This is a genomic window from Nocardia sp. NPDC049190, assembly GCF_040648115.1.
Classification (GTDB): domain Bacteria; phylum Actinomycetota; class Actinomycetes; order Mycobacteriales; family Mycobacteriaceae; genus Nocardia.
This window is the reverse complement of record NZ_JBEZDE010000035.1, coordinates 40,850-67,008: the sequence shown is the minus strand read 5'-3', so window position 1 is coordinate 67,008 and position 26,159 is coordinate 40,850. Positions and strand designations below refer to the sequence as shown.

The 26,159-nt window shown below is 65.5% G+C and carries 25 protein-coding genes; 18 read left to right on the top strand and 7 right to left on the bottom strand.

The features are described 5' to 3' along the window. Window positions 1–1,720 (top strand): helix-turn-helix transcriptional regulator (locus AB0B25_RS25510; protein ID WP_357184199.1); only part of this gene is annotated, 1,720 nt, incomplete at its 5' end. A 47-nt stretch (window positions 1,721–1,767) separates the two neighbouring features. Here the strand turns inward: AB0B25_RS25510 and AB0B25_RS25505 are convergent. Beyond that, window positions 1,768–2,007: a hypothetical protein gene (locus AB0B25_RS25505; RefSeq protein ID WP_357184196.1), complete on the bottom strand. Its 240-nt coding sequence runs from the start codon at window positions 2,005–2,007 to the stop codon at window positions 1,768–1,770. 133 nt (window positions 2,008–2,140) lie between these two features. Continuing rightward, window positions 2,141–2,641, bottom strand: coding sequence for a pyridoxamine 5'-phosphate oxidase family protein (locus AB0B25_RS25500; protein ID WP_357184194.1), 501 nt, complete (start codon window positions 2,639–2,641; stop codon window positions 2,141–2,143). A 267-nt stretch (window positions 2,642–2,908) separates the two neighbouring features. Between AB0B25_RS25500 and AB0B25_RS25495 the strand changes: the two genes are divergently transcribed. The 9 genes from AB0B25_RS25495 (at window position 2,909) to AB0B25_RS25455 (ending at window position 11,330) form a co-directional block, all read left to right on the top strand. Further along, entirely contained in the window at window positions 2,909–3,910 is a 1,002-nt protein-coding gene (locus AB0B25_RS25495; protein WP_357184192.1) for a hypothetical protein, read from the top strand. A 158-nt stretch (window positions 3,911–4,068) separates the two neighbouring features. Further along, entirely contained in the window at window positions 4,069–4,524 is a 456-nt protein-coding gene (locus tag AB0B25_RS25490; RefSeq protein WP_357184189.1) for a CBS domain-containing protein, read from the top strand. Window positions 4,525–4,675: 151 nt separating this feature from the next. Further along, window positions 4,676–5,347: a DUF2267 domain-containing protein gene (locus AB0B25_RS25485; RefSeq protein ID WP_357184186.1), complete on the top strand. Its 672-nt coding sequence runs from the start codon at window positions 4,676–4,678 to the stop codon at window positions 5,345–5,347. Between the two features lie 118 nt (window positions 5,348–5,465). Next, window positions 5,466–5,981 carry a hypothetical protein gene (locus AB0B25_RS25480; RefSeq protein WP_357184183.1) on the top strand — a complete coding sequence of 172 codons (516 nt, stop codon included), beginning with the start codon at window positions 5,466–5,468 and terminating at the stop codon, window positions 5,979–5,981. Between the two features lie 101 nt (window positions 5,982–6,082). Beyond that, window positions 6,083–6,637 (top strand): flavodoxin domain-containing protein, encoded by a 555-nt coding sequence (locus AB0B25_RS25475; protein ID WP_357184180.1) that lies wholly within the window; start codon window positions 6,083–6,085, stop codon window positions 6,635–6,637. Between the two features lie 18 nt (window positions 6,638–6,655). Then, the gene (locus AB0B25_RS25470) at window positions 6,656–7,126 is read left to right on the top strand and encodes a DUF2267 domain-containing protein (RefSeq protein WP_357184178.1); all 471 of its coding nucleotides are present in this window, start codon (window positions 6,656–6,658) and stop codon (window positions 7,124–7,126) included. Between the two features lie 522 nt (window positions 7,127–7,648). After that, a complete protein-coding gene (locus AB0B25_RS25465) occupies window positions 7,649–8,518 on the top strand; it encodes a DUF302 domain-containing protein (RefSeq protein WP_357184176.1) in 870 nt (289 codons plus the stop codon). A 347-nt stretch (window positions 8,519–8,865) separates the two neighbouring features. After that, window positions 8,866–9,498, top strand: coding sequence for a response regulator transcription factor (locus AB0B25_RS25460; RefSeq protein ID WP_357184173.1), 633 nt, complete (start codon window positions 8,866–8,868; stop codon window positions 9,496–9,498). Between the two features lie 77 nt (window positions 9,499–9,575). Next, window positions 9,576–11,330, top strand: a complete 1,755-nt coding sequence (locus AB0B25_RS25455; RefSeq protein ID WP_357184171.1) for a GAF domain-containing protein — start codon at window positions 9,576–9,578, stop codon at window positions 11,328–11,330. Between the two features lie 114 nt (window positions 11,331–11,444). On the opposite strand, the gene AB0B25_RS25450 is transcribed toward AB0B25_RS25455, so the two are convergent. Both AB0B25_RS25450 and AB0B25_RS25445 read right to left on the bottom strand, forming a co-directional pair. After that, window positions 11,445–12,050 (bottom strand): C40 family peptidase, encoded by a 606-nt coding sequence (locus AB0B25_RS25450; protein WP_357184168.1) that lies wholly within the window; start codon window positions 12,048–12,050, stop codon window positions 11,445–11,447. A gap of 330 nt (window positions 12,051–12,380) precedes the next feature. Continuing rightward, window positions 12,381–13,901, bottom strand: coding sequence for a catalase (locus tag AB0B25_RS25445; RefSeq protein ID WP_357184165.1), 1,521 nt, complete (start codon window positions 13,899–13,901; stop codon window positions 12,381–12,383). A gap of 683 nt (window positions 13,902–14,584) precedes the next feature. Between AB0B25_RS25445 and AB0B25_RS25440 the strand changes: the two genes are divergently transcribed. From AB0B25_RS25440 to AB0B25_RS25405, 8 genes are all read left to right on the top strand, one after another. Further along, window positions 14,585–15,637 (top strand): fused (3R)-hydroxyacyl-ACP dehydratase subunits HadA/HadB, encoded by a 1,053-nt coding sequence (locus AB0B25_RS25440; RefSeq protein WP_357184163.1) that lies wholly within the window; start codon window positions 14,585–14,587, stop codon window positions 15,635–15,637. Between the two features lie 562 nt (window positions 15,638–16,199). Next, complete coding sequence (locus AB0B25_RS25435) at window positions 16,200–17,435, top strand: fused response regulator/phosphatase (protein WP_357184161.1); 1,236 nt, start codon at window positions 16,200–16,202, stop codon at window positions 17,433–17,435. After that, window positions 17,432–19,054, top strand: a complete 1,623-nt coding sequence (locus tag AB0B25_RS25430) for a CHASE3 domain-containing protein (RefSeq protein ID WP_357184159.1) — start codon at window positions 17,432–17,434, stop codon at window positions 19,052–19,054. The genes AB0B25_RS25435 and AB0B25_RS25430 overlap by 4 nt, the downstream gene beginning before the upstream one ends. After that, entirely contained in the window at window positions 19,051–19,497 is a 447-nt protein-coding gene (locus AB0B25_RS25425) for a response regulator (RefSeq protein ID WP_357184156.1), read from the top strand. Before AB0B25_RS25430 ends, AB0B25_RS25425 begins: the two co-directional genes overlap by 4 nt. 175 nt (window positions 19,498–19,672) lie before the next feature. Beyond that, window positions 19,673–19,831 carry a hypothetical protein gene (locus tag AB0B25_RS25420; protein ID WP_357184153.1) on the top strand — a complete coding sequence of 53 codons (159 nt, stop codon included), beginning with the start codon at window positions 19,673–19,675 and terminating at the stop codon, window positions 19,829–19,831. Between the two features lie 76 nt (window positions 19,832–19,907). After that, entirely contained in the window at window positions 19,908–20,138 is a 231-nt protein-coding gene (locus AB0B25_RS25415; protein WP_357184150.1) for a cold shock domain-containing protein, read from the top strand. 272 nt (window positions 20,139–20,410) lie between these two features. Then, window positions 20,411–21,994 carry a sulfatase-like hydrolase/transferase gene (locus AB0B25_RS25410; protein WP_357184213.1) on the top strand — a complete coding sequence of 528 codons (1,584 nt, stop codon included), beginning with the start codon at window positions 20,411–20,413 and terminating at the stop codon, window positions 21,992–21,994. A 192-nt stretch (window positions 21,995–22,186) separates the two neighbouring features. After that, window positions 22,187–22,639: a cupin domain-containing protein gene (locus tag AB0B25_RS25405; RefSeq protein ID WP_357184210.1), complete on the top strand. Its 453-nt coding sequence runs from the start codon at window positions 22,187–22,189 to the stop codon at window positions 22,637–22,639. 227 nt (window positions 22,640–22,866) lie between these two features. On the opposite strand, the gene AB0B25_RS25400 is transcribed toward AB0B25_RS25405, so the two are convergent. Genes AB0B25_RS25400 through pdhA form a run of 3 tightly spaced genes read right to left on the bottom strand, consistent with a single transcriptional unit; the run spans window position 22,867 to window position 26,157 of the window. Next, window positions 22,867–24,084: a dihydrolipoamide acetyltransferase family protein gene (locus AB0B25_RS25400; RefSeq protein WP_357184148.1), complete on the bottom strand. Its 1,218-nt coding sequence runs from the start codon at window positions 24,082–24,084 to the stop codon at window positions 22,867–22,869. An 18-nt stretch (window positions 24,085–24,102) separates the two neighbouring features. Further along, the gene (locus AB0B25_RS25395; protein ID WP_357184208.1) at window positions 24,103–25,089 is read right to left on the bottom strand and encodes an alpha-ketoacid dehydrogenase subunit beta; all 987 of its coding nucleotides are present in this window, start codon (window positions 25,087–25,089) and stop codon (window positions 24,103–24,105) included. 24 nt (window positions 25,090–25,113) lie between these two features. After that, entirely contained in the window at window positions 25,114–26,157 is a 1,044-nt protein-coding gene (gene pdhA / locus AB0B25_RS25390) for a pyruvate dehydrogenase (acetyl-transferring) E1 component subunit alpha (RefSeq protein WP_357184145.1), read from the bottom strand. Window positions 26,158–26,159: the final 2 nt, after the last annotated feature.

The following is a 26,159-nucleotide window of genomic DNA, read 5'->3' as shown; positions in this document are numbered from 1 at the left end:
CGGATACGACACCAACCCCGAAGACGACACCAGCCCGGTCATGGACGTCGGCGCCGATCTGGAAGCCATCGAAAACGTCTGCGCCGACGACCCGGAAGACGGTTATGCGGCAGTGCGTGTGATGCGGCGGGATGTCGAGGCCATACTCGATCGTCTGGCCGACCAGTCGCTGGTCACTGTGCACATCACGCCGACCACCGTACGGTACTCGCTGCTGGAAAGTATTCGCCTCTTCACACGGCAACGACTGGCACAACGTTCCACCAGCGAAGTCGACGAATCGGCACGGCTCGCGCAGCGACACCGCCGCTACTATCGGGACAAAGTCGTCGCGGCGGTGGATTGGTTCAGCCCCGGCGAGCAGAACTGGGCCAACGCGGCATGGGACAACATCGTCACCGCCATCGAGACCAGCCTGACCTCCGGCGAACCGACCCTCGGCTTGGAAATCTCCGCGACCCTGGTCGCCCTGCCGATCATCAAAGGCTCACCCCGGGAAATACGCCGGTGGACCGAGCGCACACTGCAGGCCACCCGCACACTGACGCCGCAGCCGATCGACCTGCAAATCGAGGCGCTGACCTTGATCGGGTGGCTATCGCTGATACAGGCCCAGTACGAGGAGGCCGAACAGATCCTCGAGGAATGCGCCGCTCTCAGCATCCGTGACCCGAACGTGAGAAAGAATTGGCAGCACACCCCGGAAACCGACACCGGCCTGCCCGCTGCCCTCGAATTCCTCTGGGGGGCGAAACTGATGCTGGCCCACCGCGACCCGCGGGCCATCACGGTATTGGCACGCGCCCGCGAAAAGTTCGCCGCCCTGGGCAACAGTCGCGGAGTGGGCAGAAGCGAGCTGTACGAGGCAGTCGCCGTGGGAGCCCTCGGATCAACACAGCAGGCCCTGAAGATCGCGCAGCGTCATCTCGATCATGCGATCGCGTCCGGGGCCGGATGGGCGAAGGCATGGGCCGAGTTGGCGTGGGCGATCACGTTGACCAACCACGGCAATCCCACCGAGGCACTGGCCGTCGGTCGCACCGCATTGGCATATCAGGTCACCGCGCGCGACCAATGGGGCACGTCGTTTGCGGTGTATATCCGGACCTGGTCATTGGCGCAGATCATCACCGACTCGATCGCGACTGGAGACACCGACCGGGAGCGACTCGAGGCACTGGCCACCGAAACCGCTCACCTTGTCGGCGGAGCCGCCACCTTACCCGCGGGGCTGGGGATCAATATCGGCAAGCTGTTGCTGGTATCCGAGGAAACGGACAAAGCGATCGACGTCGCACGGCGGGTGCTGGGTCCCGATGCGTTCGCCGCCGCATATGAACAAGGCTCCGGGCTACGCCCCGAACTGGGCGAGGTGCAGCGCTTGGCGCTGGGCACACTGACCATCGGCACGACCCCGACACACGAACCCGAGAAGAAATATCCTCCCTCGCCCTGGAGCGCACTGTCCGCGGCCGAGCAAGAGGTCGCGACTCTGGCCGCGGCCGGATGGACGAACGTCACGATCGCTGCCCGTCGAGGCAATTCCACCAGGACCGTCGACGCACAGATCGCCGCGATCTTGCACAAACTGGCGATCACTTCACGAGACGACATCATCGACCTCGTTCCCGACGATCGGATCACCCGGGTCCGCGCGGAAGCAGCCCAGCGACCGCCTCGAACAAGCGAACAAACCCGCAGGTCACGTCGATGGCAGTAGAACGGTTTCGCGGCTGGTGTGTCGGTGGCGGGTTTTCTCGCGCACGGTCAGCGAGCGCCGGTCCCGGCGGCCTCCAGTTGGGCCCATTTCTGCCGGGCGACGGTAGGGGCGTGTTCCCACTCGGCGCGGATGGTGTCGATACGATCCAGCGTCGCGTGCAGTTCGCCAGGGGTGAGGTCGTGCTCGGACGCGGCTGCGGCGAGCTGCGCGGCAAGCTGCTGTACGCGGGCGAAATCCGCGTGTAGACGCGGTTCCCGCACCTCGGTTGTGGTCGAATCGGTGGTCATCGGGTATCTCCTGATGCACGGATTACTGGTACACGCTCCAGGATGCACCGATAGGTAGGTGATCGCGCATCGGTAACCGATAGGTGATCGACGGCAGGTTGCGGAGCGAGCCGCTGGTGCCGTCACTCCCGCGCTACGCGTGCTCCTTGACCAGCCTGAGGCCGGTGACGAGCGTGGGCTCGATGGCAACCAACGCGTCCGCGGCGCGGTCGGCCCATGACGGTAGGAGGGCGGTGTAGCCGGCGGCCACCTGTGGATCGACGACGGTGCGCGCGACGCCGGTCACCACGACCGACCAGCCCAGCCGGTCGATGGGATCGATGTCGTCGACCTGATAGGCGACGACCACGGACTGACGGCCCCGCACCGATGCCGCGAGCCCAGGACCGAGCTGAGTGCGGATGATGATGAAGCCTCGGTCGTCCACCAGATGTGTGACCGGGCGGATCGCGGGCAAGGCATCCCGAGTGAACACGATTCGTCCAAACGGTGCGCTGGCGAGCAGCCGCATCGCCTCGGCTCGATCGAGTTCCACCGTACGACGTGCAACGTCGGCACGATCGGGGCACAGCTCGTATTCCGCCACGCGGTACGACCCCGCTTCCTCATATCTGCTCTTCGACCGTCCACTCATGCCATCATCGGTCCGTTCGAGGCCCCAGGGCCGAACGTCACCGAGTGCGGTAGACCAACGGCCCGATTCGCCGGCACGGATCGGTCTCGGTGTGAGATAGGCAACGCCATCGCCCACCATGATGCGCCGATGCGCGACGCCAACAGCCGCGCGAGCAGTCGGGCCGCGGGGGGCGGGTCTGCGGTTTTCGGAACAGGGCCGGAGGTCCCGGCAGAACGTGCGCAATGGCTGTGTCGGCGACGCCCCACGACGACGACACTCATCGACATGACCACAAGAGACATCCCCGTCGTATCCGGCCTGCCGGATCACTCCACGATCGAGGCGGCGATGGGACTCGCCTGCCGTGCGCCCTCGGTGCACAACACGCAGCCGTGGCACTGGGACTTCGACGGCGCCCGACTACACCTCTACAGCGACCCCGATCGCCAATTGCCGTCGGCGGATCCGCGCGGGCGGCAGCTCGTGATCAGCTGCGGCGCCGCGTTGCACCATGCGCGAACGGCCTTCGCCGCCGGCAACTGGCATACCGACACCGTCCGCCTACCCGATCCCGCGCAGCCGCAACACCTCGCGACCATCGAATTCCGTCCATGGCCGGACCCGCCCCCGGGCGTACGCACCCGCGCCGACGCCATCGACCACCGCTACACCGACCGACTTCCGATGCTCGAACCCGTGGGCTGGTCCGATCTCCTACCCGCGTTACGAAAACTCGTATCGCCACACGAGATCGAACTCGACGTCCTCGACGAGAGCGCCAGGTCTCGGCTGGCGACGGCCTCGGAGAAGTCCGCGGCGTTGCGCCGCTACGACATGCTGTATCAGTCCGAATTGCATTGGTGGGCGGGACATGCCGAAATGTCGGAGGGAGTGCCGCCGACGTCGCTCGTCTCGGATGCCGAATTCGCCAGGGTCGGTATCGGACGGAGATTTCCCTCGGTGCCGCACTCGATGCGGCGCGACGATATCCAGGACCGCGCCCGCATCGTGCTGTTGAGTTCGACCGGCGACTCCGCGCAGGAGTGGCTGCACACCGGAGAAGCGTTGTCGGCTGTTCTGCTCGAGTGCACCGCCGCAGGCCTGACCACCTGTGCGCTCACCCACGTGATCGAGGTGCAGTCGGGTCGTCAACTGCTGGCAAATTTGGTTCCGCGCGGCGGCCTCCCCCAGGTGCTCGTGCGTGTCGGCTCGGCCCCGGGCCACGACGAACCTGCGCCGACCCCGCGCAGACCGATGACCGACGTGTTCACCGAGCACTGGCAGTAGGTAGCCGGGTCCCCCCACAGTCGGCGTATGCCGACAGGTGCGATGGCTCGCACACGGAGAATCCCGTAAGCCGGTGACTTTGTCCCCTGTCGTCGAGGCAGAAGGTCATCCAATGATGGTCGGGCGGCAACCTGCCACCCCGACGGAGGGAGACCACCATGACCACCGCGGAAACCCTGATGCGCCCCGACGTCGAGTGCATCGGCGTGCGTGACACCATGCAGTTCGCTGCCCAGCGCATGCGCCAGCTCGGTGTCGGCGCACTTCCGGTGTGCAATGGCGAAGGGCATCCGGTCGGCATCATCACCGACCGCGACATCGTCGTGAAAGTTGTCGGTATCGGGCGCAATCCCAAAACGACCACCGCAGGCGAACTCACCCAGGGAGCAGAGCAACTGCACACCGTCGACGTCGCCGCCGATCTCGGCGACGTTCTCGCGCGAATGACCGAATGTCAGATTCGGCGACTGCCCGTGACCGCCGGGGGTGTGCTCGTCGGCATCATCACCGAGGCAGATCTCGCGCGCCACCTACCCGAGCAGCAGATCGGGGAGTTCGTGGAAGCAGTGTGCGCGCAGAATCTTCCGACGGGCGCGGGCAACGCCGTGTCGTGATGCATCCGCCACGGCAGCGAGCGACTGGTCGGAACATCCCCGGCACCATCACGCCGGCTGGCGCACTCCGCTGTTCGGCACCCTTCGGCCGGGGACACAGACCGCGGGTACGACGCAGAACTCGTCCCTGATGCCCCATCGAGGAGGACACATGCCGCATCACGACGATCCCTTCGCCCCGGCCGTGCAAACAGCCCGCGACTGGGTGCGCACTGTCGCAGACGGCCTCGACACCGACGACCGTGCGTTCGCCTACCGAGCGTTGCGCGCCTGGCTGCACACCGTCCGAGACCGGATCGGAGTCAGCGCCTCCGCGCACCTGGCCGCGCAGTTGCCCGAATTGCTGCGTGGCGCCTACTACGAAGGGTGGGTACCGACGCACGTTCCGGTACGCCACGGGACCACGGCGTTCATCAGCCACTTCGCCAGAGCGGCGGGAATCGACCGGGACCGGGTCGGTCCGGTCGCGGGTGCGGTCACCACTGCACTGTCGGAATTGTTCTCCCCCGGTCAGCTCAACCGTGTGTTCGCGGTCCTTCCGGCCCGACTGTGCGGCGTCCTGTACGGTGCGCAGCCCGCACTCGACGAGTACCTCGCCGAGCGATCTGCCGCAGCCGACAGGTTCGAGGTCGACCGTCTGGCAACCCTGGAATACCGAGTGCATGCCCTTGGCGACGCGGTCGCCGTCCTCGCCCGCGGGCTCGAACGGCTTCCCATCGATAGAACGGACAACTCCCGAACGACGTCCGCCGCTCAGCAGGCACACCGGATTCTGCTCGCAGAGGGCATGCCCGAAACCGACCCTTCCGTCCGGGAGCGCTGACAACGCGCGGTACGGCCCGTGGCACGGTCGTACCGCGGCGGGCAACCGAGTCGGCCAGATCGCGGTAATCCGACCGGTTCCTACGGCCGACGAAGATCCTCAGCGAAAGGAATAGCTCATGGGGGAATTCCTGGTTCCGCCGAGCAAGACGTTGACTCATTTCGCCGGGACTCTGGTTACGATTCGGTCGGAAAAGTCGTTCTTCGACGTGACGAAGGCCATCGAATCGCGACTGCAGCGATTGTCGGTTCCGAGACTCATCGAATACGTGACGAGCGCGGACCGCGAGGGACTGGAGATCTACGTCGATCAGGTGTCGAAGCCGAGCAAGTTCGCCATCTTCTGGGAGTTCGAGCAGGGGTCCACGATGAGACTGGCCGGCATTCCGATCGAGTCCAAGTTCTACTTGGTCGGTAACGCCGTCATTGCCCGAGGTCTATTCCAGTACACCGGCGCCGCGGGATTGGGCGCGCCGGTGCGCATCTGCGTCTCCCAGCGCGATGGTGAAGACACCCGAATCGACATGGACCTGCCGTCCGCCTTCTTCGGAAAGTTCCCGGAAATGAGCGAATCCGACGTTCCTCGGCTTTTGGACGACGAGATGGTCAAAGTCTTCGAGGACGCCGCCGCCTAGCTGCGTATCGCGGAGGGCGACGGTCGGTTGAGGCCGTTGGTCCCTGCACCTCGGGCACGACTGCTCTGACCGGCAGGGGTAGTCCCGCGCGACGCTGAGGTATGGAATCGAATGCACCCCGCGTCGCGGTCCTCTACGCGACCGCGCAGGGATCCACCCGCGACATCGCGGAGTTCATCGCCGCCTATCTCACCGAACGGGGCGCGGACGTCGAATCGGCCGACGTCGAGCACGCGCCCGACCTGTCCCATTTCGATGCGGTCGTGCTGGGCAGTGCCGTGCACGACATGGATCTTCTTCCTGCCGCAACCGCTTACACCCGAGCGCATCGTGACGAGCTGTCCCGACGAGACCTCTGGATCTTCAGCGTCGGCCTCGCTCCCGCCCTGCGGGGGCCGATCGGCAGGCGCGTCGGGCCGATTGTGCCGAAAAGGATCGCTGCTCTGTGCGACTCGGTCTACCCGTGGGAATACCGCGCATTCGCCGGGCACTACAACGGGGTCGGCGTCTCGTGGAAAGCCCGGGCGCTCTACCGCTTGTTGGGCGGTGGTCGGTACGGCGATCTGCGCGACTGGGCCGCGATCCGCACCTGGTCGGACAGCATCGCCCGAGGGCTCGGTCTACGGAAGCCAGCGTCGACCACCGTGCGGCCCTAGCCCGGCGAGAGTGACACCATGTCCCAACATGATGATCCACTCGCGCCCGCGGTCCACACCGCACACGCGTGGCTGCACACCATCGGTGCGCAACTCGGCACCGACGACCGGACGTTCGTATACCGGGCTGTCCGCGCGTGGCTGCACGCGGTGCGTGACCAGGTCGAGGTCGCCACCGCGGCCCACTTGGCCGCACAACTGCCCGAGATGCTGCGTGGAGCATTCTACGAAGGTTGGGTGCCCGCCCGCGTACCCGCGCACCACGACGTCACCGCGTTCGTCGGCACGTTCGCCGAGGAGGCTGGTGTCTCACCGGATGAGGCCGCTGCGCTGGCCGGAGCGGTGACCAAGGCACTGTCCGGCCTGTTCTCGCCCGGACAGCTCGACGGCGTCTTCGCCGTGTTGCCCGCGCGGCTACGCAACCTGTTGTCCGGCGTCGAGCTGGACGGCACGCTCGGCGGTGCCATCGCGAGCGCGCCGGATCGTTGATGTCGACCGGAACACACGCCGCACAACGGCTGCACTCGAGTCGAACTACATATCGGCAGGCGAACGGTCCGCACCGAGCGAGGCGACAACTTGTGGCGGCCAGCGTTGGCGCACCGGAAATCGACACCGGCTCGCGGGTCGAACGAGAATCCGGCGGCGACATCGCGCTTCGAGGGCAAAGCGACCGAATTCGGTGCCATGTTGATGCGGTGGGCGTGCTGACAAAAGTCCCGCGCTCCGCGTCGGTTCGGCACTGTCCGGCGGACGCTCCCGACCGTAGCTTCGAGGTAGGAGAGTTACACGGTGGGATGCCTCGAGGAGACCGAGATGTCGGCGCCGTCGGCTACGAAGCGATGTTCGGCGACGCTGTCACCGTCACCGAGAGGGTGGCGCGAGCGCCGTGCGCAGCTACCACCGTCGACCTGCCGACCCGTAGCGCAGCTGCGGTGACACGACGGACCCGTCGGCGGAGGCGCGGAGGGCAGGCGGACCCGTACACGCGTTCGGACCGAGGAGGAACCCATGACATACCACGTCGCGGTGGTCGAATCGACGCCGCACCCAGTCCTGGTACTGCACCGCACGGTGCGGCCCGACCACGCCGGCGACGATATCGGCGCCGGAATGCAGGCGCTCTACACCGTGGCCGCGACCACCGGCATGGTGCCATCCGGGCCGCCGACGACGACTTATCGAGGTGAGTTGGGCCCGCGCACATCGACCGATGTCGACTTCGCTCTACCGGTCACCGTAGGACCGCTCGGCATCGACGACGACGTCACCGTGCGACGCACCGAGCCCGGCCTGTACGCGCGGACCATTCACCACGGCGACTACCAGGCAATCGGGGCGGCCTATCGCGCGCTCGACGCGTGGTTGCGTGAGTCGGCGTTCCAGCCGATGGGCCCACCGACCGAGGTCTACCTCGTCGCCCCCGACGAGGCGGTCGCTCCGCACGATCTGTTGACCGAGATCCGGATCCCGGTCGCACACGCCGACCTCACTGCTCGAGTCGCCATGCCGGTCGCCGACACCATTCAGATCGTGGGCGAAGCCTTGGCCGAACAGGGCTTCGGTGTCCTGACCGAAATCGACGTGTGCGCCACACTGCGCACCAAGCTCGACGTCGCGATGGAGGAATACGTGATCCTCGGTGCCTGCAACCCGTCCCTGGCTCATCGGGCGCTGGAGATCGACCGGCGGATCGGCCTGCTGCTCCCGTGCAATGTCGTGGTGCGCGCCGCCGGCGACATCACCATCGTCGAAGCGATGGACCCGGAAATTCTGGTACGACAATCCGGAACGACCGAACTCGAACCGATCGCGCTGGAGGCCCGCGCGAGTCTCCTCGCCGTCATGGAGACGGTCGGGAAACATTCACCCGCGACGTAACGCACTGATCATGGGCTGACGAGAAGGGAAACGGCAGGCGCGGTGCCGCTGCCCGCACGACTGGCACACTCACCGGATTCGCCGAAGCCGCTGCCTCTTCCTCGACGGATGGGATCGCGGCGGCCATATCGACGGCCTCGACCCGGGCCCGACGCGATACGCTGGATTCGACGACATGGTGATCGAACCATTCCGTGCCTGGCAGAGGTCGTATATCGCACCGGAATGGCCGGCGAGGGTCGACAGGATCGAACGAGGAAATTGTTGATCCGATAGTCGATAACTCCGACACGCTCCACCATGTTGCTCCGTAGGCTAAGTATATTCGGCGAGCGAGAGGAATGCCCATGACCACGGTATTCTTGGTCGACGATCACGAGATAGTGCGGCGCGGCGTCGCTGATCTTGTCGGCGCGGAGCCGGATCTCGAGGTGGTCGGCGAGGCGAGCAACTTTTCGCAGGCACTCGCCCGGATTCCCGCCTTACAACCCGACGTCACCATCCTCGATGTGTTGCTGCCCGACGGTAACGGCATCGAACTGTGCCGTGAACTGCTGTCCATGCATCCCGACCTGCACTGTCTGATTCTGACCTCGTTCACCGATGAGCAGGCGATGCTCAACGCCATCCTGGCCGGAGCAAGCGGATATGTGGTCAAGGACATCAAAAGCCTCGAACTCATCGATGCCATCCGGGATGTCGGGGCCGGAAAGTCTCTGCTCGACAATCGTGCCGCGGCGGCACTCATGGCCAAACTCCGTTCGGAGGCCGAGGAGAAGAAGGGGCCGCTGTCCAGCTTGACCGAGCAGGAGCGAACACTTCTGGCGCTGCTCGGTGAAGGGCTGACCAACCGGCAGATAGCGAGCCGTATGTTTCTGGCCGAGAAAACGGTCAAGAATTATGTGTCACGATTGCTGACCAAACTCGGGGTTGAACGACGCACGCAGGCGGCGGTGCTGGCCTCGAAACTCAACGAATAACAAAGGCTGGAACAGCGACCATTCGGTCAGTTCCATCTGTTCAGCAGCGGGGTCCAACCGGCATTGATCATGAAAGAATGCTGGATATGGATGGACAGTTGTCCGGGACGGGGCCGAGTGGTCGGCCGCCGGTCACCGAAACGCTGTCTCAGCTGCGGCTGCGTGAGCTGCTGATCGAGGTTCAGGATCGGATCGCGCAGATTGTGGACGCGCGCGATCGAATGGACCGACTCATCGAGGCGATGCTGGTGATCACCTCGGGACTGGACCTGGACAACACGCTGCGTACGATCGTGCACGCCGCCATCGAACTCGTCGATGCCGAGTACGGTGCGCTCGGGGTCCGGGATACCGACAAAACCAGCAATCGGCTCGCCGAATTCGTCTATGAGGGCATCGACGACCGCACACGAAGGATGATCGGAGACCTGCCGGAAGGACGCGGGGTGCTCGGCCTGCTCATCGAACAGCCGAAACCCATTCGGCTGGCGAACCTCTCGGACCATCCGTCCTCGGTCGGCTTCCCGGCGCATCATCCACCGATGCACACATTCCTCGGTGTGCCGGTTCAGGTCCGTGGCGAGGTGTTCGGCAACCTCTACCTGACCGAGAAGACAGGCGGCCAAGAGTTCACCGAGGACGACGAAGTCGTGGTGAAGGCGTTGGCAGCGGCCGCGGGAATCGCCATCGAGAACGCTCGCCTCTATGAGCAATCGCGGATCCGGCAGCAATGGCTCGAAGCGACCCGCGATGTGGCCACCGAGCTGCTGGCGGGCGGTGAACCGAGCGAAGTACTCGATCTTGTCGCCGAGCGGGCGTTGACGCTCACCGAGTCCGTGTGCACATTCGTCGCCCTACCCGAGGACCCGGACGTTCCGCATGACGAGGTCGCCGAGCTGGTCGTGGTCGCAGCCGCGGGGACCGATGCCGAGCAGCTGACCGGGCAACGGTTGCCCCTGACAGAATCCGACACCGGCGAAGCCTTCCGCCTCGGCCGCACGGTCGCGATCGACCGGATGCTCCGTTTCCAACTCTTCGACTCGTTCTCCCATTTCGGTCCGGCGCTGATCCTTCCGTTGCGGGCCGGTCGCTCCGTCATCGGTGTGCTCACCACCTTGCGGCCCGCCGATGCCGCGCCCCTCGACACCTCCGCCCAGTCCATGATGGTGGCGATCGCCGACCAGGCCGCGCTCGCGTTGCAGCTGGCCGACACACAGCGGCGGATGCGGGAACTCGACGTGCTGTCCGATCGCGATCGGATCGCCCGCGGGTTGCACGATCACGTCATCCAACGACTGTTCGCCGTCGGTCTCGCCCTGCAAGGCACGGTCCAACGAGCCCGAGCGCCCGAGGTCAAATCCCGGCTGATGGAGATGGTCGATGACATCCAGGCGATCGTGCAGGATATCCGCTATTCGATTTTCGACTTGCAGAGCAACACGGCGGCGGATTCCTCGCAGTACCGAAAACACCTGCACGGCATCGTCGTCGAAATGACCGCCGACAGCGGACTACGCACCGTCGTGCGACTGGCCGGGCCGGTGACGATCCTCGCGCCACCGCTGTCCGACGACGTGGAAGCGGTGCTGCGAGAGGCGGTGAGCAACGTGGTTCGGCATGCCTCGGCCACCGCGGTGTCGGTGGAACTGCGAGTACGTGACGATGTCACCATCGAAGTGACCGACAACGGGGTCGGCGTACCCGAAAACGTGGTCCGCAACAGCGGACTGGCGAATCTGGCGGCGCGCGCGGAGCACGCGGGCGGCAGTTTCAGCATCGAGAAGGCGCCCGCAGGCGGTACTATCCTGCGCTGGTCTGCGCCGCTTCCGTAGCTGGAAGAATGTTGCCGCGACTGTGGTGTGCTGCGGTGATCACGGACCCTTTATCGAGTTCCGAGCGCTCAGGGCCGTCGCACACCGAGCGGGTCCGCATCCGTGTCTCGACCGTCAGTACCGGCGCGCGCCTGCGTAAGGCATCGTCGAGATCGGCGCCAGCCGCACTCCGATCCCAGAGGTCGCGGCGTGCACCACCGTTCCATCGCCTGCGTAGAGGCCGGAGTGACTACCACCGTAGAACGACACGAGATCGCCAGGCTGCAGATCGTCGAGCGACGTCGGGGTGCCCACGGCGAGCTGCTCGTGGCTGCTGCGCGGTAGCTCCCGGCCGACCTGCCGATAGGCCCACTGCACGAGTCCGGAGCAGTCGAAGGCATCCGGCCCGGCCGCGCCGCCCTGATAGGCCGCACCCAGCTTCGTCAGGGCGGCGTCGACGGCGCGCTCACCCACGGATTTCGCTGCCGACGGCGGCGGGGTCGGCGGAAACTCCGGAAGAATCGGAAAACCTGGGACGGCCGGAAAACCGGCGGGTATGGGGATTTCCTCGGCGATATCGGCACTGCCGGCATCAGGTGTCGGCGACTGGGCGGTTGCCGACGTCGTAGCGGTTCCGATCACTCCGGCCACGGCCACAGCGACGACACCGGTGGCCAGGGTTCGACACGACCTGCATTGCACGCGTTGATCAGGTCGAACGTCGGCGGCGTCGAACGCCATGATTCGGTCCTCCGATCTGCGTCGGCAGGCCCGGTGAAACACATCCGGCATCGCGGGACTTCACCAAGCCTCGAATGAATTTCGAACACTGCGGTGTAGTCGATCCAGCGGATTCGATGTTACATATTTCTACTCGTTCTCGAATACGAATACGAATACCGAGATGCCGCCACGCGACAAAAAGCGATAACCATAGAAAGTATTCTTCGTATTGATATTCGCCCACATGAAAAAATAGCGACAGCCCACAGATTCGGTCGTGTGTGCCCCGACACCGCATGTAACCAACACATGGTGGCCGACGTCACCGCCGGCCACCATGTTGGCAGATCAGGCCTTGGCCTGCGCTGACGAGCGAGCCGGGTTGGCTTGTCCCGCGGCCTTGGGATCGCGCTCGTCCTGTTTGGCGCGCACACCCGCCTCGACGCGGTCGCCGAGATTCTTGTCGACATTCCGCCAATAGTCGAACGCCCTGGTCAGCACCGGCGTGGTGACGCCGTTGAGCAAGTGACCGACGATATTGCTCACCAACCGGTCGCGTGCCGCGTCGTCGAGGACTTCGCGAACCATCGTGCCCGCCTGACCCCAGTCGTCGTCATCCTTGCGCAAGGTGTACGCCAGCCGCACCATTTCCCCGTCGGTGTACCAGCCCGCGGTCGGGCCGGCGACCGCCGGATCGGCGTGCGCTCCCCCCTTCGAGTTCGGCACGTATACCGGATCGCCAGGGTTGTAGTGGCGCATCGCGCCATCCTTGGTGTAGGACCGCACGGTGGTCGCGTGCGCCGAATTGACCGGCAGCTCCTTGTAATTGGCCCCGATCCGGTGTCGATGCGCGTCGGGGTAGGAGAACCATCGGCCGAGCAGCATCTTGTCCGGACTCGGACCGGTGCCGGGCACCGAACTGCTCGGTTCGAACGCCGCCTGCTCGATTTCGGTGTGGTAGTCGGCCGGGTTGCGGTTCAGCGTCATCCTGCCGACCTCGACCAGTGGATAGTCGCCGTGCGGCCACACCTTGGTGAGGTCGAAGGGGTTGAACCGGTAGGTCTTCGCCTCCTCGAAGGGCATGATCTGCATCTTCAATGTCCAGCTCGGAGGATTGCCGCCGTCGATCGCCTCCCAGAGGTCGCGCATGTGATAGTCGGTGTCCATCGCGGCCATCTGGTCGGCCTCGTCCTGGGTGAAGAACTCGATCCCCTGATCGGTCTTGAAGTGGTACTTGACCCAGAACCGCTCCCCCGAGGCATTGACCCACATATAGGTGTGGCTGGAGTAGCCGTTCATGTGCCGCCAGGTGCGGGGGATACCGCGGTCACCCATCAGCCAGGTCACCTGATGGGCGGATTCCGGCGACAACGTCCAGAAGTCCCACTGCATGTCGTGATCGCGCAGATTGTTATCGGCACGGCGCTTCTGCGAACGGATGAAATCCTGGAACTTCATCGGGTCGCGCACGAAGAAGATCGGCGTGTCGTTGCCGACCATGTCGAAGTTGCCCTGTTCGGTATAGAACTTCAGCGCGAACCCGCGCGGGTCGCGCCAGGTGTCCGGGCTGCCACGCTCTCCAGCGACCGTGGAGAATCGGGCCAGCATCTCCGTTTTCTTGCCGGGTTGGAACAGGTCGGCCATGGTGTAGGCACTGACGTCGTTCGTGACCTCGAACGTGCCGAACGCCCCGCCGCCCTTGGCGTGCGGCTGACGCTCGGGCACCCGCTCCCGGTTGAACGCCGCCATCTTCTCGATCAAATAGGCGTCGTTGAGCAGAATCGGCCCGTCGGGTCCGACGGTCAGCGAGTGTTCATCGCTGGCGACCGGGATGCCGGCGTCATCGGTGGTGTAGTTCGAAACAGACATCTCTCTCCTCTCCGACAAGCCGCGGGCGGGCGCCCGGCGGCGAACTGTCAGGATGAGCGGCGCCGAGAGACCGCGGGCGTGAGCGCACGGTCTCGGCGGGGTCCGGAACGGATGCAGGTGGCTGCACGCGGCGTCCGGCAGACGAGCACGAGACGGGATCGATTCGGGCGCCCCGGACCAGGTTGCGGGCCGACCAGCACCTCGCGGCCCGGCTCACCCGCAGCCGATCTACCGCTGGTCGAAGAACACCGTCCATGATCACCGAATACCGATACCCTCCTGCCGGTTCTGTCGATCGACTTTCCAGGTACCCGCCACAAACCTACCGCCGAACCCGAACTTCCGCGAGAAACCAGCAGGATCGACGTGGGCTGACGATCGACCACGCGATCGTCCCGCACACCCAGGCGTCCGATGCGACCCGATGGCTCGAATACGACACAGCAACGACAACTGGGCTGCTCTAGCGGCCCACCACCGGATTACGCCGCAGAGCACCATCTTTCGCTCGTCGCGACCTGCAGCCGGCATCCGACCGAGGTAACGGAACAGCATATGTGGACCGCATACGTTTCCGAAGCACACCGAAGCGAAGGCTGTCGCTGCGCGGTATCGGAGTCCGCGAAACGGCGCGCGATGCGGGCTCGCCGGAAATTCGGGCTTCATTGGGTAGATTCCCCGCGATGTCCAGCATCCGTTCAACGTCCAGCGAGACCGAAGTGATCGGTCCCGCAGCCGATGCGTCGTCGATGGTCGGGCGCCGGTACCGCACCTGCGATTACTACGAGGTCGGCCGTGAGAAAATTCGCGAATACGCCCGCGCGGTGCGCAACTACCACCCGGTGCATTGGTCGGAAGACGACGCCGCGCGCTTCGGCTACGACAATTTGCTAGCACCACTGACCTTCGGCTCCGTCCCTGGTGGTCTGGCATACGCCGACGCGTTCGATACGATATTGCCCGGCTACAGCATGGGCAGAATGATTCAGACCGACCAGATGATCGAGTTCCACCGCCCACTCCTGGCCGGTGACCGGCTCAGCTTCGAGATGTGCCTCGAGTCGTTCCGCCGAGCGTTCGGCGGTGACCTGATCACATTGCGCCAGACCATCGTGGACCAGCACGATCGGCCTCTTCTCACGTCTCGCACCAGCCTGGTCGGCCGCGCCGACGGCGCACTGCCGGGCTCGCTCGACGCGGTCGTGATGCATGGCGCCCGCCCCGACGTGCGCCAGGCACATCGCCCCCCGCCACAGTACGTCGGTGACGACGCTTCCCAGCCCACGCGGTCCGTGCGCTCGGTTCCGGTGAGCGCACACGCCCTGCCATTCGACGCGGTCACCGTCGGCGACGAACTTCCTCCGCGTGACCTCACGCTCAGCCTCGGTGATCTGGTGAACTACGCAGGCGTCGCCGGCGATCCGAACCCGATCCACTGGAGTACCGAGATCGCCGCGGAGATGGAGCTCGATACCGTTGTCGCCCAAGGCATGCTGACAATCGGGCTCAGTGTGGACATGCTCACCTCGTGGCTGGGAGACCCGGGCGCGGTGCGCGCCTACAACGTGCGGTTGACCAGCCCGGTCCATGTCACCGCAACCGGCGGCCGGATCGAGTTCCGCGGCCGGGTCAAAGACCTGGATCCGCGCACCCGGACCGCGACGGTGGCGATCACCGCCGAGCACCACGGGCGCAGGGTCTTCGGCCGCGCGACGGCCGAGGTCGCCCTCGCCTGATCGTTCGGGCCGATCGCGCCCTCCGGAACGGGTGTGTTTGGTCCGGAGACACCGGGGCACGTTGGAGACGGAGCGCGCTCGCCGAAGCCGGCGAGCCGCCCTCCGTATCCGATCGAGTGGGCACCCAGCCCGCTCACCCTCGAAAGGACCGGTATCTGTCGTGGTTGCGCTTCTCGCCGCAGTCGGTTCCGCTTCCCTGGCGGTCATTGCGACACACGTCACGGTCGTCGCGCGCGCCTTGGCCGAACTTCGCTCCGCACGCCACGATGAAGCACTCGAGCGCGCCGCGCAGGTACCCTCCTCGCTCACACGCACGATGGTCTGATTCCCTGTCACGCACTGCGGCCGGCTCGTCCGGCTGGTCGGCGCCGTGTCTCGGTCCGGCCGAAGATCGGATACGATCGCTGCTGCCTCTCGGTCCAGCAACCGGCCGCTGAGGCAGTTCGGCGTGCGCTGGTGCCGCCCTTTGGTGATCGGAGGCCGGGGTTGTCGGTGTGTGCCGACGATGGCGTCAAGGCTGTCATCCCGTCTGTCACAACGGAATCCGCGACCGGTGGTGTTCGTGCGGTCTGACGGATCGAACGACGAGGTGATCGTCGGCGTGGACTGGCCGTGGCAAGAACCATCGGTGCTGCTCATCGAGGACGACCCCGGCGACGCGCTGCTCGTCGAGGAGTTGGTCCTCGACGGTGCGCCCGGGCTGCGTCTGGACTGGGTCAGGTCACTGGCCGAGGCAAGTGAGCATCTGGCGGTGACCGTGCCCGACTGCGTCCTGCTGGACCTGCATCTTCCCGATGCGCAGGGGTTGGAGGCGCTCGAGCGGATCCGTCGGCGCACCGATCACGTCGCGATCGTGGTGCTGACCGGGCTCGACCAAGAGCAGACCGGCTTGGCGGCGGTAGCGGCGGGCGCCCAGGACTACTTGGTCAAGGGCCGGGTCGAACCCGAACTGTTCGGGCGTGCCATCCGCTACGCGATTCAGCGAAAACACGCCGAGCGCACAAGCGCGGCGCTGCAAGCCAGCAACATGCGCGCGCAGGAGAACGCACGCCTCGAGCGCGGCCTGCTACCGACACCGCTGTTGCGCGGCCGAAGCGTCGTGGATGTCGTCGCGCGCTACCGTCCCGGCCGGGCACACGCCCTGCTCGGCGGCGATTTCTACGACGTCGTGCAGGACTCCGACGGCACCGTGCACGCCGTCATCGGCGACGTGTCCGGACACGGCCCGGACGAGGCGGCGACCGGCGTGGCATTGCGATTGGCCTGGCGCACATTGGTGCTCAGCGGAGTCACCGGCGACCGGCAGCTGCGACTGCTCGAACAGGTGCTGCTGGCGGAGCGCACCGGTCGACAGACCTTCGCGACCGTCACCAGCCTCGTCCTGCATCCCGGTCGCCGACGTGCGCGGGTGCTGCGGGCCGGGCACCCGGGCATGTTGCTGCGCTCCGATGCCGGGTTGGCCTGGGTCGAGGTTCCCGGCGGGCCCGCGCTCGGGTTCCTGCCCGGCCGCGCCGAGTGGCCCGTCCACGAGCTCGACATGCCAGAAGGCTGCGGTCTGCTCGTCTTCACCGACGGACTGTTCGAAGGTCGAGTCGGCACAAACCCGCGGCGGCTCGGTGAGCAGGGCCTGGTCGAGGTCGCCCGCGCGATCGACGTCGAAGATCCCGAGTGGTTCGTCGATGAGCTGATCGGCCGGGTCGAGTCATTGGCCGGTGCGACAGGTGGATTGGATGACGATGTCGCGATCCTGTATCTCCGGTGGATCCGAGACCGTCGAGCACAGGACGACAATCGATGACAACGACAACCAGCCTGCCCGCGCGACCGACGGCCCGTTTGACCGCCCATGCCTGGTTTCAGTTCGTGCTGGTCGCGATGGTGCTGGTGGTGATCATCGGCGCAGCGGCGGGCGCACAGGTGATCGCGCAGACCAATCGGGTCACCGATCGGTTGCTCGACCAGTCGCAGCCCGCGGCGGCCGAGGCATACCGGTTGCAGAGCGCCTTGGTCAACCAGGAGACCGGCCTGCGCGGGTACGCCATCACCGCCGATCCGCAGTTTCTCCAGCCCTACAGTGAGGGCCGACGAGACGAGGAGCAGTCGGTGGCCCGCCTGCGCGGCCTCCTGGCCGGCCGGCAACCACTGCTCGACGAGCTCGACGAGGTGCAGCGGTCGGCCCAGCGGTGGCGCACCGACTATGCCGAACCGCTCGCTTCCGCGTTGACCGCCGGGCCGACCCGCGGCATCGATGCCGCGGTCGCCGCGCGCGGCAAGCCGCTGTTCGACGAACTCCGCGCGCGCTTCGACACGCAGAACCGGAATCTCGCGGCAACGGTCGACCACGACCGCGGCGAACTCGCGCACACCCGCGCGGTCCGGGACGCAGTGCTGGCCGGGATGATCGCGGTATTCCTGCTGACCGGCGTACTGCTGACCGTGCTGGTCCGACGACTCGTCGCCCGGCCGCTGAGTTACCTGACCGACGCGTCACTGCGGGTCGCCGGCGGTGACTTCGATCATCACATCGATGCGCACGGCCCGGCCGACCTCGCGACTGTCGCGAACGCGGTGGAGAGCATGCGCCGCCGCATCGTCGCCGAGCTGGCCTCCTCGCGCGCCCAGGAATCCGCGCTGGTCCAGCAGAAGGCCGATCTGGACAACCAGGCCGAGGAGCTGCGGCGTTCCAATGCCGAGCTGGAGCAGTTCGCCTACGTCGCCTCGCACGATCTGCAGGAGCCGTTGCGCAAGGTGGCCTCGTTCTGCCAGCTGCTGGAGAAGCGTTACGGGGCTCAACTCGATGAACGCGGCAAACAGTACATCGACTTCGCCGTCGACGGCGCCAAGCGAATGCAGACCTTGATCAACGATCTGCTCACGTTCTCCCGAGTCGGGCGGGTCACCGACCGCGACGAGCCGACCCGCCTGGACCACACTCTGGGCAAGGCGATGGCCAATCTGTCCGCTTCGATCGACGACTCCGGCGCCAGCATCGAGCAGCCCGCCGAACTGCCTGAGATCAGCGGCGACCCGACGCTGTTGACCATGCTGTGGCAGAACCTGATCGCCAATGCGATCAAGTTTCGCAAGCCCGACCACGCACCCGCCGTCCGGATCATGTGCGAACCCGACGACAACGCCGGTTGGCTGATATCGGTGTCGGACAACGGCATCGGTATCGCTCCCGAGTTCGCCGAGAAGGTATTCGTGATCTTCCAACGACTGCACCATCGCGACGAATACAGCGGAACCGGCATCGGGCTGGCCGTCTGCAAGAAGATCGTCGAGTATCACGGCGGGCGCATCTGGATCGACACCGCCTACACCGAGGGCACCCGCTTCTGCTTCACCCTCGGCTCCGTCGAACCCGACAGTCCACCCGCCACCGATCCGCTCGCCGATGAAGGAGCCTGCCCATGACCATCCCTGGTCAGCCCATCGACATCCTGCTCGTCGAAGACGATCCCGGTGACGAGTTGATGACCCGAGAGGCATTCGAAGACAACAAGATCGGCAATACCTTGCATGTCGCCCACGACGGCGAGGAAGCTCTCGACTTCCTCTATCGGCAGGGTGCACACGCGGACGCACCGCGACCGGATCTGATTCTGCTCGATCTCAATCTGCCCAAATACGACGGACGACAAGTTCTGGAGAAGATCAAGGCCGACCCCGACCTCGCACACATTCCGGTGGTGGTGCTGACCACATCGGCGGCCGAAGAGGACATCCTGCGCAGCTACCGGCTGCATGCGAACGCGTACGTCACCAAGCCGGTCGATCTCGACCAGTTCGTCGCCGCGATCAAGCAGATCGACGATTTCTTCGTCCAGGTCGTCCGGCTGCCGCGCCAGCAGTTGTAACCGCGGCCCGCGGCGTTCGCTCGACCGCCCGCAAGGAGCCGCTGATCGCGCGGCTCGACGTGACCGCTCGGGCCCTTCGGGCACCCTCGGCGATCCGCGCCGACGAGCGACGGAATAGCCTTATCGCACAGGGACTATCCCCCACCCGGAACACCTGATGGAGCGCACCCTGATCATGGCACCGTCCGTATCCCACCCCATCGCGCCGAAACCTTCCGACATCACCCCGGCGGGCACCTCCGAGCGCATCGTCATCTGGCCCGACCCCAGTCCCCTGGACGCCTGGTGGCGGTGCGTCATGTACATCGACCGACCGCCGCGCGCGGTCGCCTGACTCGGCCATCGACATGCCTGTACCCGACCGGCAGCGCCCTCGCCCGGTACCGACGAATTTTTGGCACCGCGGCACCGTGATCTGGTTCAACGTCGAAAAAGGCTTCGGTTTCCTCCGCGGCGACGACGACCCGACGCCGGTTTTCGTCGAGTACACCACCATCGAGACCACCGGCTACAAAACTCTCAGCGCAGGCCAACCCGTCATCTTCACCGCGACCGTACGCAAGCGCGGCCCCGAAGCCACAGCGGTGCGCCCGCTACTGTCCGACGCCGCCGACCCGGATGCCGGACACGCCGACGACTGACGCTCGACATGCGCCGATCCCCGGGAAGGTCGACGCGACCACGCTTCTGGGCGCCGTGAACTCGACGCCGTGCGTGTTCCCTTATAGTGCAGACTGCGATCGAGTTCGGCGCCAGGTACGGCTGCCTCGGATCGATAGTGGCGCTCCCGACAGGTTCCGACCGGATTTCAGAAATCGAGATGTGCGACATTCCGTGAATGGAGTAAAGCGTGTCGATCAGCAGGCGTGGTTTCTTTACCGGTGGTGCCGCAGCCGCAACAGCTGCCACCGCGATGTCGGGCGCGGCGGGGGCAGGCAGAGCCCGCGCCGACGTCGACCCGGACCGGCCGAACATCCTCGTGGTACTCGTGGACGAGATGCGCGCGCCGATGTGGTTTCCCGACCAGGAAACGCTGGACGGGATACTGCCGAATATCGCTCGAATCCGCCGCGGCGCTGTGTCGTTCGAGCAGCACTACACTGCCGCCAACGACTGCACACCGTCGCGCGGGGTACTGCTGACCGGCCTGTACTCGCATCAGACCGGTTGTATGATGACCTCGCAGTCGACGTTGTCACCGTTGTTCCCGACCTGGGGCTCGATGATCCGCGAACACGGATATGAGACGACGTGGTGGGGGAAATGGCATCTCGGCCACGATTCGGACACCACGCCCGGGTCGTTGGCGAACTACGGATTCAGCGGCGGCACGTATCCGTCGCCGAACGGCGCGCCCGGACAGGGCGTGCAGATGGACCCGACCATCGTCGACCAATTCCTCGGATGGTTCGACGCGGAAGCCGGTCGAGCGCCGTGGTGCTGCACCGTGTCCTTGGTCAACCCGCACGACATCCAGTGGTGGCCTCGATGGACCCGACGCCAGCAAGCGCAGCTCGACATTCCACGTTGGATGAACGAACTCCCCGCGAACTACGAATCCCTGGAACAGCTGGCCCAGAAGCCACGCCTGCAGTTGGCATTGGTGGAAGCCTCGGCCGCGGCCTTCGGGTTGGCGCCCTACGGAACTCCCGGTGCCGAGCAGCAGTGGATCGACATGCGCAATCTCTACCTGTGGCTGCAGCAGCAGGTCGACATCCAGATCGGCCGGGTGCTCGACGCGCTGGCCCAGCGTCCGGATGTCGCCGCCAACACGGTCATCGTGTTCACCTCCGACCACGGGGACTACGCCGGCTCGCATGGGCTGCACGGCAAAGGTGGCGCGGCCTACGACGAGGCGATCAGGGTACCGCTGTATGTGCACGATCCGCGCGGCCTATTGAGCCCCACATCGGCCACCAGTACCCGTGACCAGCTCACTTCCAGCGCCGATATCACTCCACTGCTGCTGTCGATCGCCACCGGCGGGAGCGCGTGGCGCGGCGACGCGCGGTACGCACACCTCGCCGATCGCCTCGACATCACCGCCCTGTGCCGCGACAGCGGCGAACCCGGGCGGCCCTGGATCGTCCACGCTACCGACGAACCCACCATCGAAGAGGCCGCCGTGCTCTTCAACCAGAATGCGCCCGCACACGTCGCGGCAGTGCGCACCGCCGAGGCGAAATACGTGTCGTATTCACACTTCTTCAAGGGACGGATCGAAATTGACCCGGCGCAGGAACAGGAATACGAGCTCTACGACTACACGGCGGTCGGAAAACTCGAACTCGACAACCAAGCCGAGGGCAACCGTGCGTTGCGCGCGCGGATGGAACCGCTTCTGCGACAGGCCATTGCCGAACTGAACCAGCCACTGCCGCCCAACCTGCGCCAAGCACAGGAACAAGGCTGGGCAGATTACCTCGCGCAGGAAGGCAACATCCTCGCGATCGCACAACATGCGCTCGGCGAACTGCAGAACGCATTTCCCAGATAGACACGAGCGGTAGACGGAGAGTTTCGCCGAAATTGCCCGTACAACCGAACCGTAGTCACCACCTGCAGTCGGCCCATCGACGACTCCGTTGCGGCCGAGGTGCATACGACATACCGAGCGGTCGAGAGGCAACGCATGGTCGGCGGAGTCGTCGTGTACCGCGAGCACCGTCCACCCGTCGATAAGGAGACTCTGATGGACAACGACGGATTCCATCCCGATCTGACTGCGGCGCACGCGGTCAACAACCGGGTCCACCTGATCAAATCGTCGGAAATCAGTTCTGACACCGACCAATCAGAAGGCATGCAGCGATTCGCCGCGATCAGCGGACGATTCGTCGGCTCGGAGAAACTATGGATGGGCGAGGCGACCGCGCGACCACACACCGCCTCGGGCAACCATCACCACGGTGACACCGAGACGGCGATCTACGTGCTCAGCGGCCACCCGCAGATCATCTACCACGATGGCGAGAAGGAGGTCAGGGTCACGGCCGACCCGGGCGACTACGTGTTCGTGCCGCCCTACCTACCGCACCGCGAAGAGAACCCCGACCCGCAGACCCCGGCCAGGTTCGTCATCGCGCGCAGCAGCCAGGAGGCGACCGTCATCAACCTCGACCACCTCTATCCCCTGCCGTAGCGACTGCGGTGAGTTTGCGCACGCCCACCCCAGTGGTCGTCGCCGGTAAACAGGCCCGCGTCGAAACCACAGGCCAACTTCATCAGAACCTGTTGATCTCAGCCATCGACGAACCCGGCGCGGCCACACCTCGATGCACTTCACTCGACAGATCTACCGCGCCGAAGCATTCGAGTGCATTCCGAATATGGGACCACACTCGACGTCGGTCCGTACTGGTGTGAGGATCAGGTGACGATGAGTAACGGGTGTTCCATATCGTTTCGCAGGCGCTGCAGGAATGCGGCTGCCGTGGCGCCATCGACGGCACGGTGGTCCGCGGAGAGCGTCACCCGCAGAATCTTGCGAGCGACGACCGCACCATCGACAAGACGTAGTTCCTCAGTTGCGGCACCCACCGCGAGAATGGCGGCCTGGGGCGGGTTGATCACGGCTGCGAACTGCTCGATGCCGAACATGCCGAGGTTGGAGATGGTGAAGGTGCCGCCCTCCATGTCGTCCACGCGGAGTCGTCCGGCACGGGCTCGCTCGGCCAGATCGCCGGTGTCGGCGGCGATCTGCGACACGCTCTTGCGGTCGGCGTCCTTGATCACCGGCACAACCAGTCCGGCAGCCGTCGCCACCGCAACACCGAGATGAATACCGTTGTGCCGTAACAGCTTGTCCCCCTGGTAGGAGACGTTCAACCTGGGGTCGGCACGCAAGGCGCCTGCCACCGCTTTGACGATGAGGTCGTTGACGCTGACGCGTGCGGCGCCGGATGCCTCCAGGGTCTGGTTGATTTCCGCACGGAAGGCCAGCAGCTCGGTGACATCGATCACGCTGGTCAGGTAGAAATGCGGCGCTTCTTGCTTACTCTGCACCATCCGTTTGGCGGCGACCCGCTGCACACCGGTCAGCGGAACCGCCTCGGTGTCATTCGTTACGGCGACAGTCCGGGGAGATTCTGGCGGGCGGTGGGCCGATTCGACATCCTGCCGGGTGATCCGGCCACCGGGGCCGGTCCCGGTCACCGTGGCCAGATCGACGTTCAATTCGCGTGCGATCTTGCGAGCCAGCGGGGAAGACTTCAGGCGCCCGCCACTCGCCGCAGGCATGCTCGTACTCGCTCGTGCGGAACCCGTTGCCGATTCGGCGAGCGGTTCGCTGGCCGGTGTCGGCCCCGCTGTCGCGGCAGGGACCGGCGCGGCCGGTTTCGTCGCGGTGCCGGTGCCGTCACCGACGACGGCGATCGGACTACCGATGGGCACTCGGGCGCCGGCCTCCACGAGGATGTGCTCGAGCACGCCGTCGTCGTAGGCCTCCAGTTCCATGAGGGCCTTGTCGGTCTCGATCTCGGCGATGATCTCGCCGCGCACGATGGTGTCACCGACCTTCTTGAGCCACACGGAGACGACACCGTCTTCCATCGTGTCCGACAGTCGGGGCATGGTGATTTCAGGCATGAGATAGTTCCCTTGTTCTCAGCGGCGTCGACCGACGGCCGCCAGGGTCTCCAGCGCGGCGCTGTGCAGAGAGTCGGCGGATGGCAGAGCGATCTGCTCGAGCGTTTTGGCGTAGGGCAGCGGGACTTCCGCAGCGGCGACCCGCCGTACCGGCGCGTCCAAATAATCGAAGGCGCCGTCGGAGATGGTGGCGGCCACTTCGGCGCCGATGCCGTAGGTCAGCCAGTCGTCTTCGGCCACCACGGCACATCCTGTCTTGCGCACCGATGCGACAAGCGTCTCGCGGTCGAGCGGTCGCAGGCTGCGCAGATCGATGACCTCGGCCGAGATCCCGGATTCGGCATACAGCCGTTCGGCCACCTGGGTGGCGATCGTCGCCATCCGGGAGTAACCGATGAGCGTGATGTCGGAGCCCTCGCGGGTGATGGCGGCCTTGCCGATCTGTGCGGGCGGAAGGTCGTCGGGGACCTCGCCTTTGGTGTTGTAGAGCGCGAGGTTTTCCAGGAACAGAACCGGGTCGTCGTCGTGGATAGCGGCACGCAGCAACGCGCGCGCGTCGGCAGGGGTGCTCGGAGCGACGACCTTGAGTCCAGGAACGAACGCGTAGTAGAGCTCGATATTCTGGGAGTGGGTGGCGCCTAGTTGCTGACCGCCGCCACCGGGAGTGCGAATGACCATCGGGACGCTGGTCTGTCCCCCGAACATTCCGTAGATCTTCGCGGCGTGGTTCACGATCTGATCCAACGCCAGCAGCGAGAAGTTGATCGTCATGATCTCCACGACCGGGCGGAGCCCGAGCATCGCCGCACCAACGGCGGCACCGACGAACCCCTCTTCGGCGATCGGGGTGTCGCGCACTCGTTTCTCGCCGAATTCGGTGAGCAGGCCCGCAGTGATCTTGTAGGAGCCCTCGAAGACGCCGATTTCCTCCCCCATCAGGAAGACGTCGTCGTCGCGCCGCATTTCCTCGCGCAGAGTTTCGCGCAGCGCTTCACGGTAGGTGATGACAGGCACGGTTGTCCTTCGTGGTCAGAAGAGCGGATCGGCGGGCAGCCTGCGGGAGGTGCCAGCCACCGGGGTGGCGTAGGTGTAGTCGAACAAACTCGACGGCTCCGGATGCGGACTGGCGTCGGCGAACGCGACCGCCGCGTCGACCTCCGCCTCGACGGCGCGTTCCAGTTCCGCGACGGCGGATTCGTCCAGCACACCTGCGTCGATCAGATCCGCGCGCAGCCGTGCGACCGGGTCGGAATCGCGGGCGGCGGCGAGGTCCGTGTCGCTGCGGTACTTCGCCGGGTCGACCACCGAATGTCCTTTCAGTCGAAAGCTGACGGCCTCCAGCAGGGCCGGTTTCCCCTCCCGCCGTGCGGTTTCGATCAGATCGGCCGCCACATCGCGGACAGCGAGGACGTCGGTGCCGTCGACCTGTTCGCCACGCATGCGGTACGCGGCCGCGCGCTTGTAGAGATCGGGCTCGGCGGAGGCGTTCTCGACCGTGGTTCCCATCCCGAGCTGGTTGTTGATCACGACGAACACCACTGGCAACCGCCACAGCGCCGCGAGGTTGAGCGACTCGTGAAACGCGCCGATATTCGTTGTGCCGTCGCCCATCTGACAGATCACGACGTCGTCACCACCCCGATAGTCGACGGCCATCGCCGCGCCGACGGCGAGCGGAAGCTGACCGCCGACAATGCCGTAGCCACCGAGTAGGCGCGTAGCGGTGTCGAACATGTGCATCGAGCCGCCCCAGCCCTTCGAGGTGCCGGTGGAACGCCCGTAGAGTTCGGCCATCACGCGGCCGGGTTCGATGCCTTTCGCGATCGCGTAGCCGTGCTCGCGGTAGTTGGTGAACAGATAGTCGGTGCGCCGCATCGCGGCTGCCAACCCGACAACCGTGGCTTCCTCGCCCAGGTTGAGGTGGCAGTATCCGCCGATCTTCGCCTGGGCGTAGCCCTGGGCGGCGCGTTCCTCGAATCTGCGCACGAACATCATGTCTCGCAGATAGCCGCGTAGCGTGTCCGGGTCCTCGGTGGCGAACCCGGTGGGGATGTGGTCGATCAATTCCGTCACAG

What these genes read in the sequence shown, in the direction of transcription:
- AB0B25_RS25425 (WP_357184156.1), top strand. Translation starts at nt 19,051, where the DNA reads ATGACCATCCCTGGTCAGCCCATCGACATCCTGCTCGTCGAAGACGAT.
- AB0B25_RS25470 (WP_357184178.1), top strand. Translation starts at nt 6,656, where the DNA reads ATGTCCCAACATGATGATCCACTCGCGCCCGCGGTCCACACCGCACAC.
- AB0B25_RS25505 (WP_357184196.1), bottom strand. Translation starts at nt 2,007, where the DNA reads ATGACCACCGATTCGACCACAACCGAGGTGCGGGAACCGCGTCTACAC.
- AB0B25_RS25490 (WP_357184189.1), top strand. Translation starts at nt 4,069, where the DNA reads ATGACCACCGCGGAAACCCTGATGCGCCCCGACGTCGAGTGCATCGGC.
- AB0B25_RS25450 (WP_357184168.1), bottom strand. Translation starts at nt 12,050, where the DNA reads ATGGCGTTCGACGCCGCCGACGTTCGACCTGATCAACGCGTGCAATGC.
- AB0B25_RS25440 (WP_357184163.1), top strand. Translation starts at nt 14,585, where the DNA reads ATGTCCAGCATCCGTTCAACGTCCAGCGAGACCGAAGTGATCGGTCCC.
- AB0B25_RS25475 (WP_357184180.1), top strand. Translation starts at nt 6,083, where the DNA reads ATGGAATCGAATGCACCCCGCGTCGCGGTCCTCTACGCGACCGCGCAG.
- AB0B25_RS25445 (WP_357184165.1), bottom strand. Translation starts at nt 13,901, where the DNA reads ATGTCTGTTTCGAACTACACCACCGATGACGCCGGCATCCCGGTCGCC.
- AB0B25_RS25420 (WP_357184153.1), top strand. Translation starts at nt 19,673, where the DNA reads ATGGCACCGTCCGTATCCCACCCCATCGCGCCGAAACCTTCCGACATC.
- AB0B25_RS25465 (WP_357184176.1), top strand. Translation starts at nt 7,649, where the DNA reads ATGACATACCACGTCGCGGTGGTCGAATCGACGCCGCACCCAGTCCTG.
- AB0B25_RS25455 (WP_357184171.1), top strand. Translation starts at nt 9,576, where the DNA reads ATGCTGGATATGGATGGACAGTTGTCCGGGACGGGGCCGAGTGGTCGG.
- AB0B25_RS25480 (WP_357184183.1), top strand. Translation starts at nt 5,466, where the DNA reads ATGGGGGAATTCCTGGTTCCGCCGAGCAAGACGTTGACTCATTTCGCC.
- AB0B25_RS25495 (WP_357184192.1), top strand. Translation starts at nt 2,909, where the DNA reads ATGACCACAAGAGACATCCCCGTCGTATCCGGCCTGCCGGATCACTCC.
- AB0B25_RS25410 (WP_357184213.1), top strand. Translation starts at nt 20,411, where the DNA reads ATGTCGGGCGCGGCGGGGGCAGGCAGAGCCCGCGCCGACGTCGACCCG.
- AB0B25_RS25485 (WP_357184186.1), top strand. Translation starts at nt 4,676, where the DNA reads ATGCCGCATCACGACGATCCCTTCGCCCCGGCCGTGCAAACAGCCCGC.
- AB0B25_RS25460 (WP_357184173.1), top strand. Translation starts at nt 8,866, where the DNA reads ATGACCACGGTATTCTTGGTCGACGATCACGAGATAGTGCGGCGCGGC.
- AB0B25_RS25500 (WP_357184194.1), bottom strand. Translation starts at nt 2,641, where the DNA reads ATGAGTGGACGGTCGAAGAGCAGATATGAGGAAGCGGGGTCGTACCGC.
- AB0B25_RS25430 (WP_357184159.1), top strand. Translation starts at nt 17,432, where the DNA reads ATGACAACGACAACCAGCCTGCCCGCGCGACCGACGGCCCGTTTGACC.
- AB0B25_RS25400 (WP_357184148.1), bottom strand. Translation starts at nt 24,084, where the DNA reads ATGCCTGAAATCACCATGCCCCGACTGTCGGACACGATGGAAGACGGT.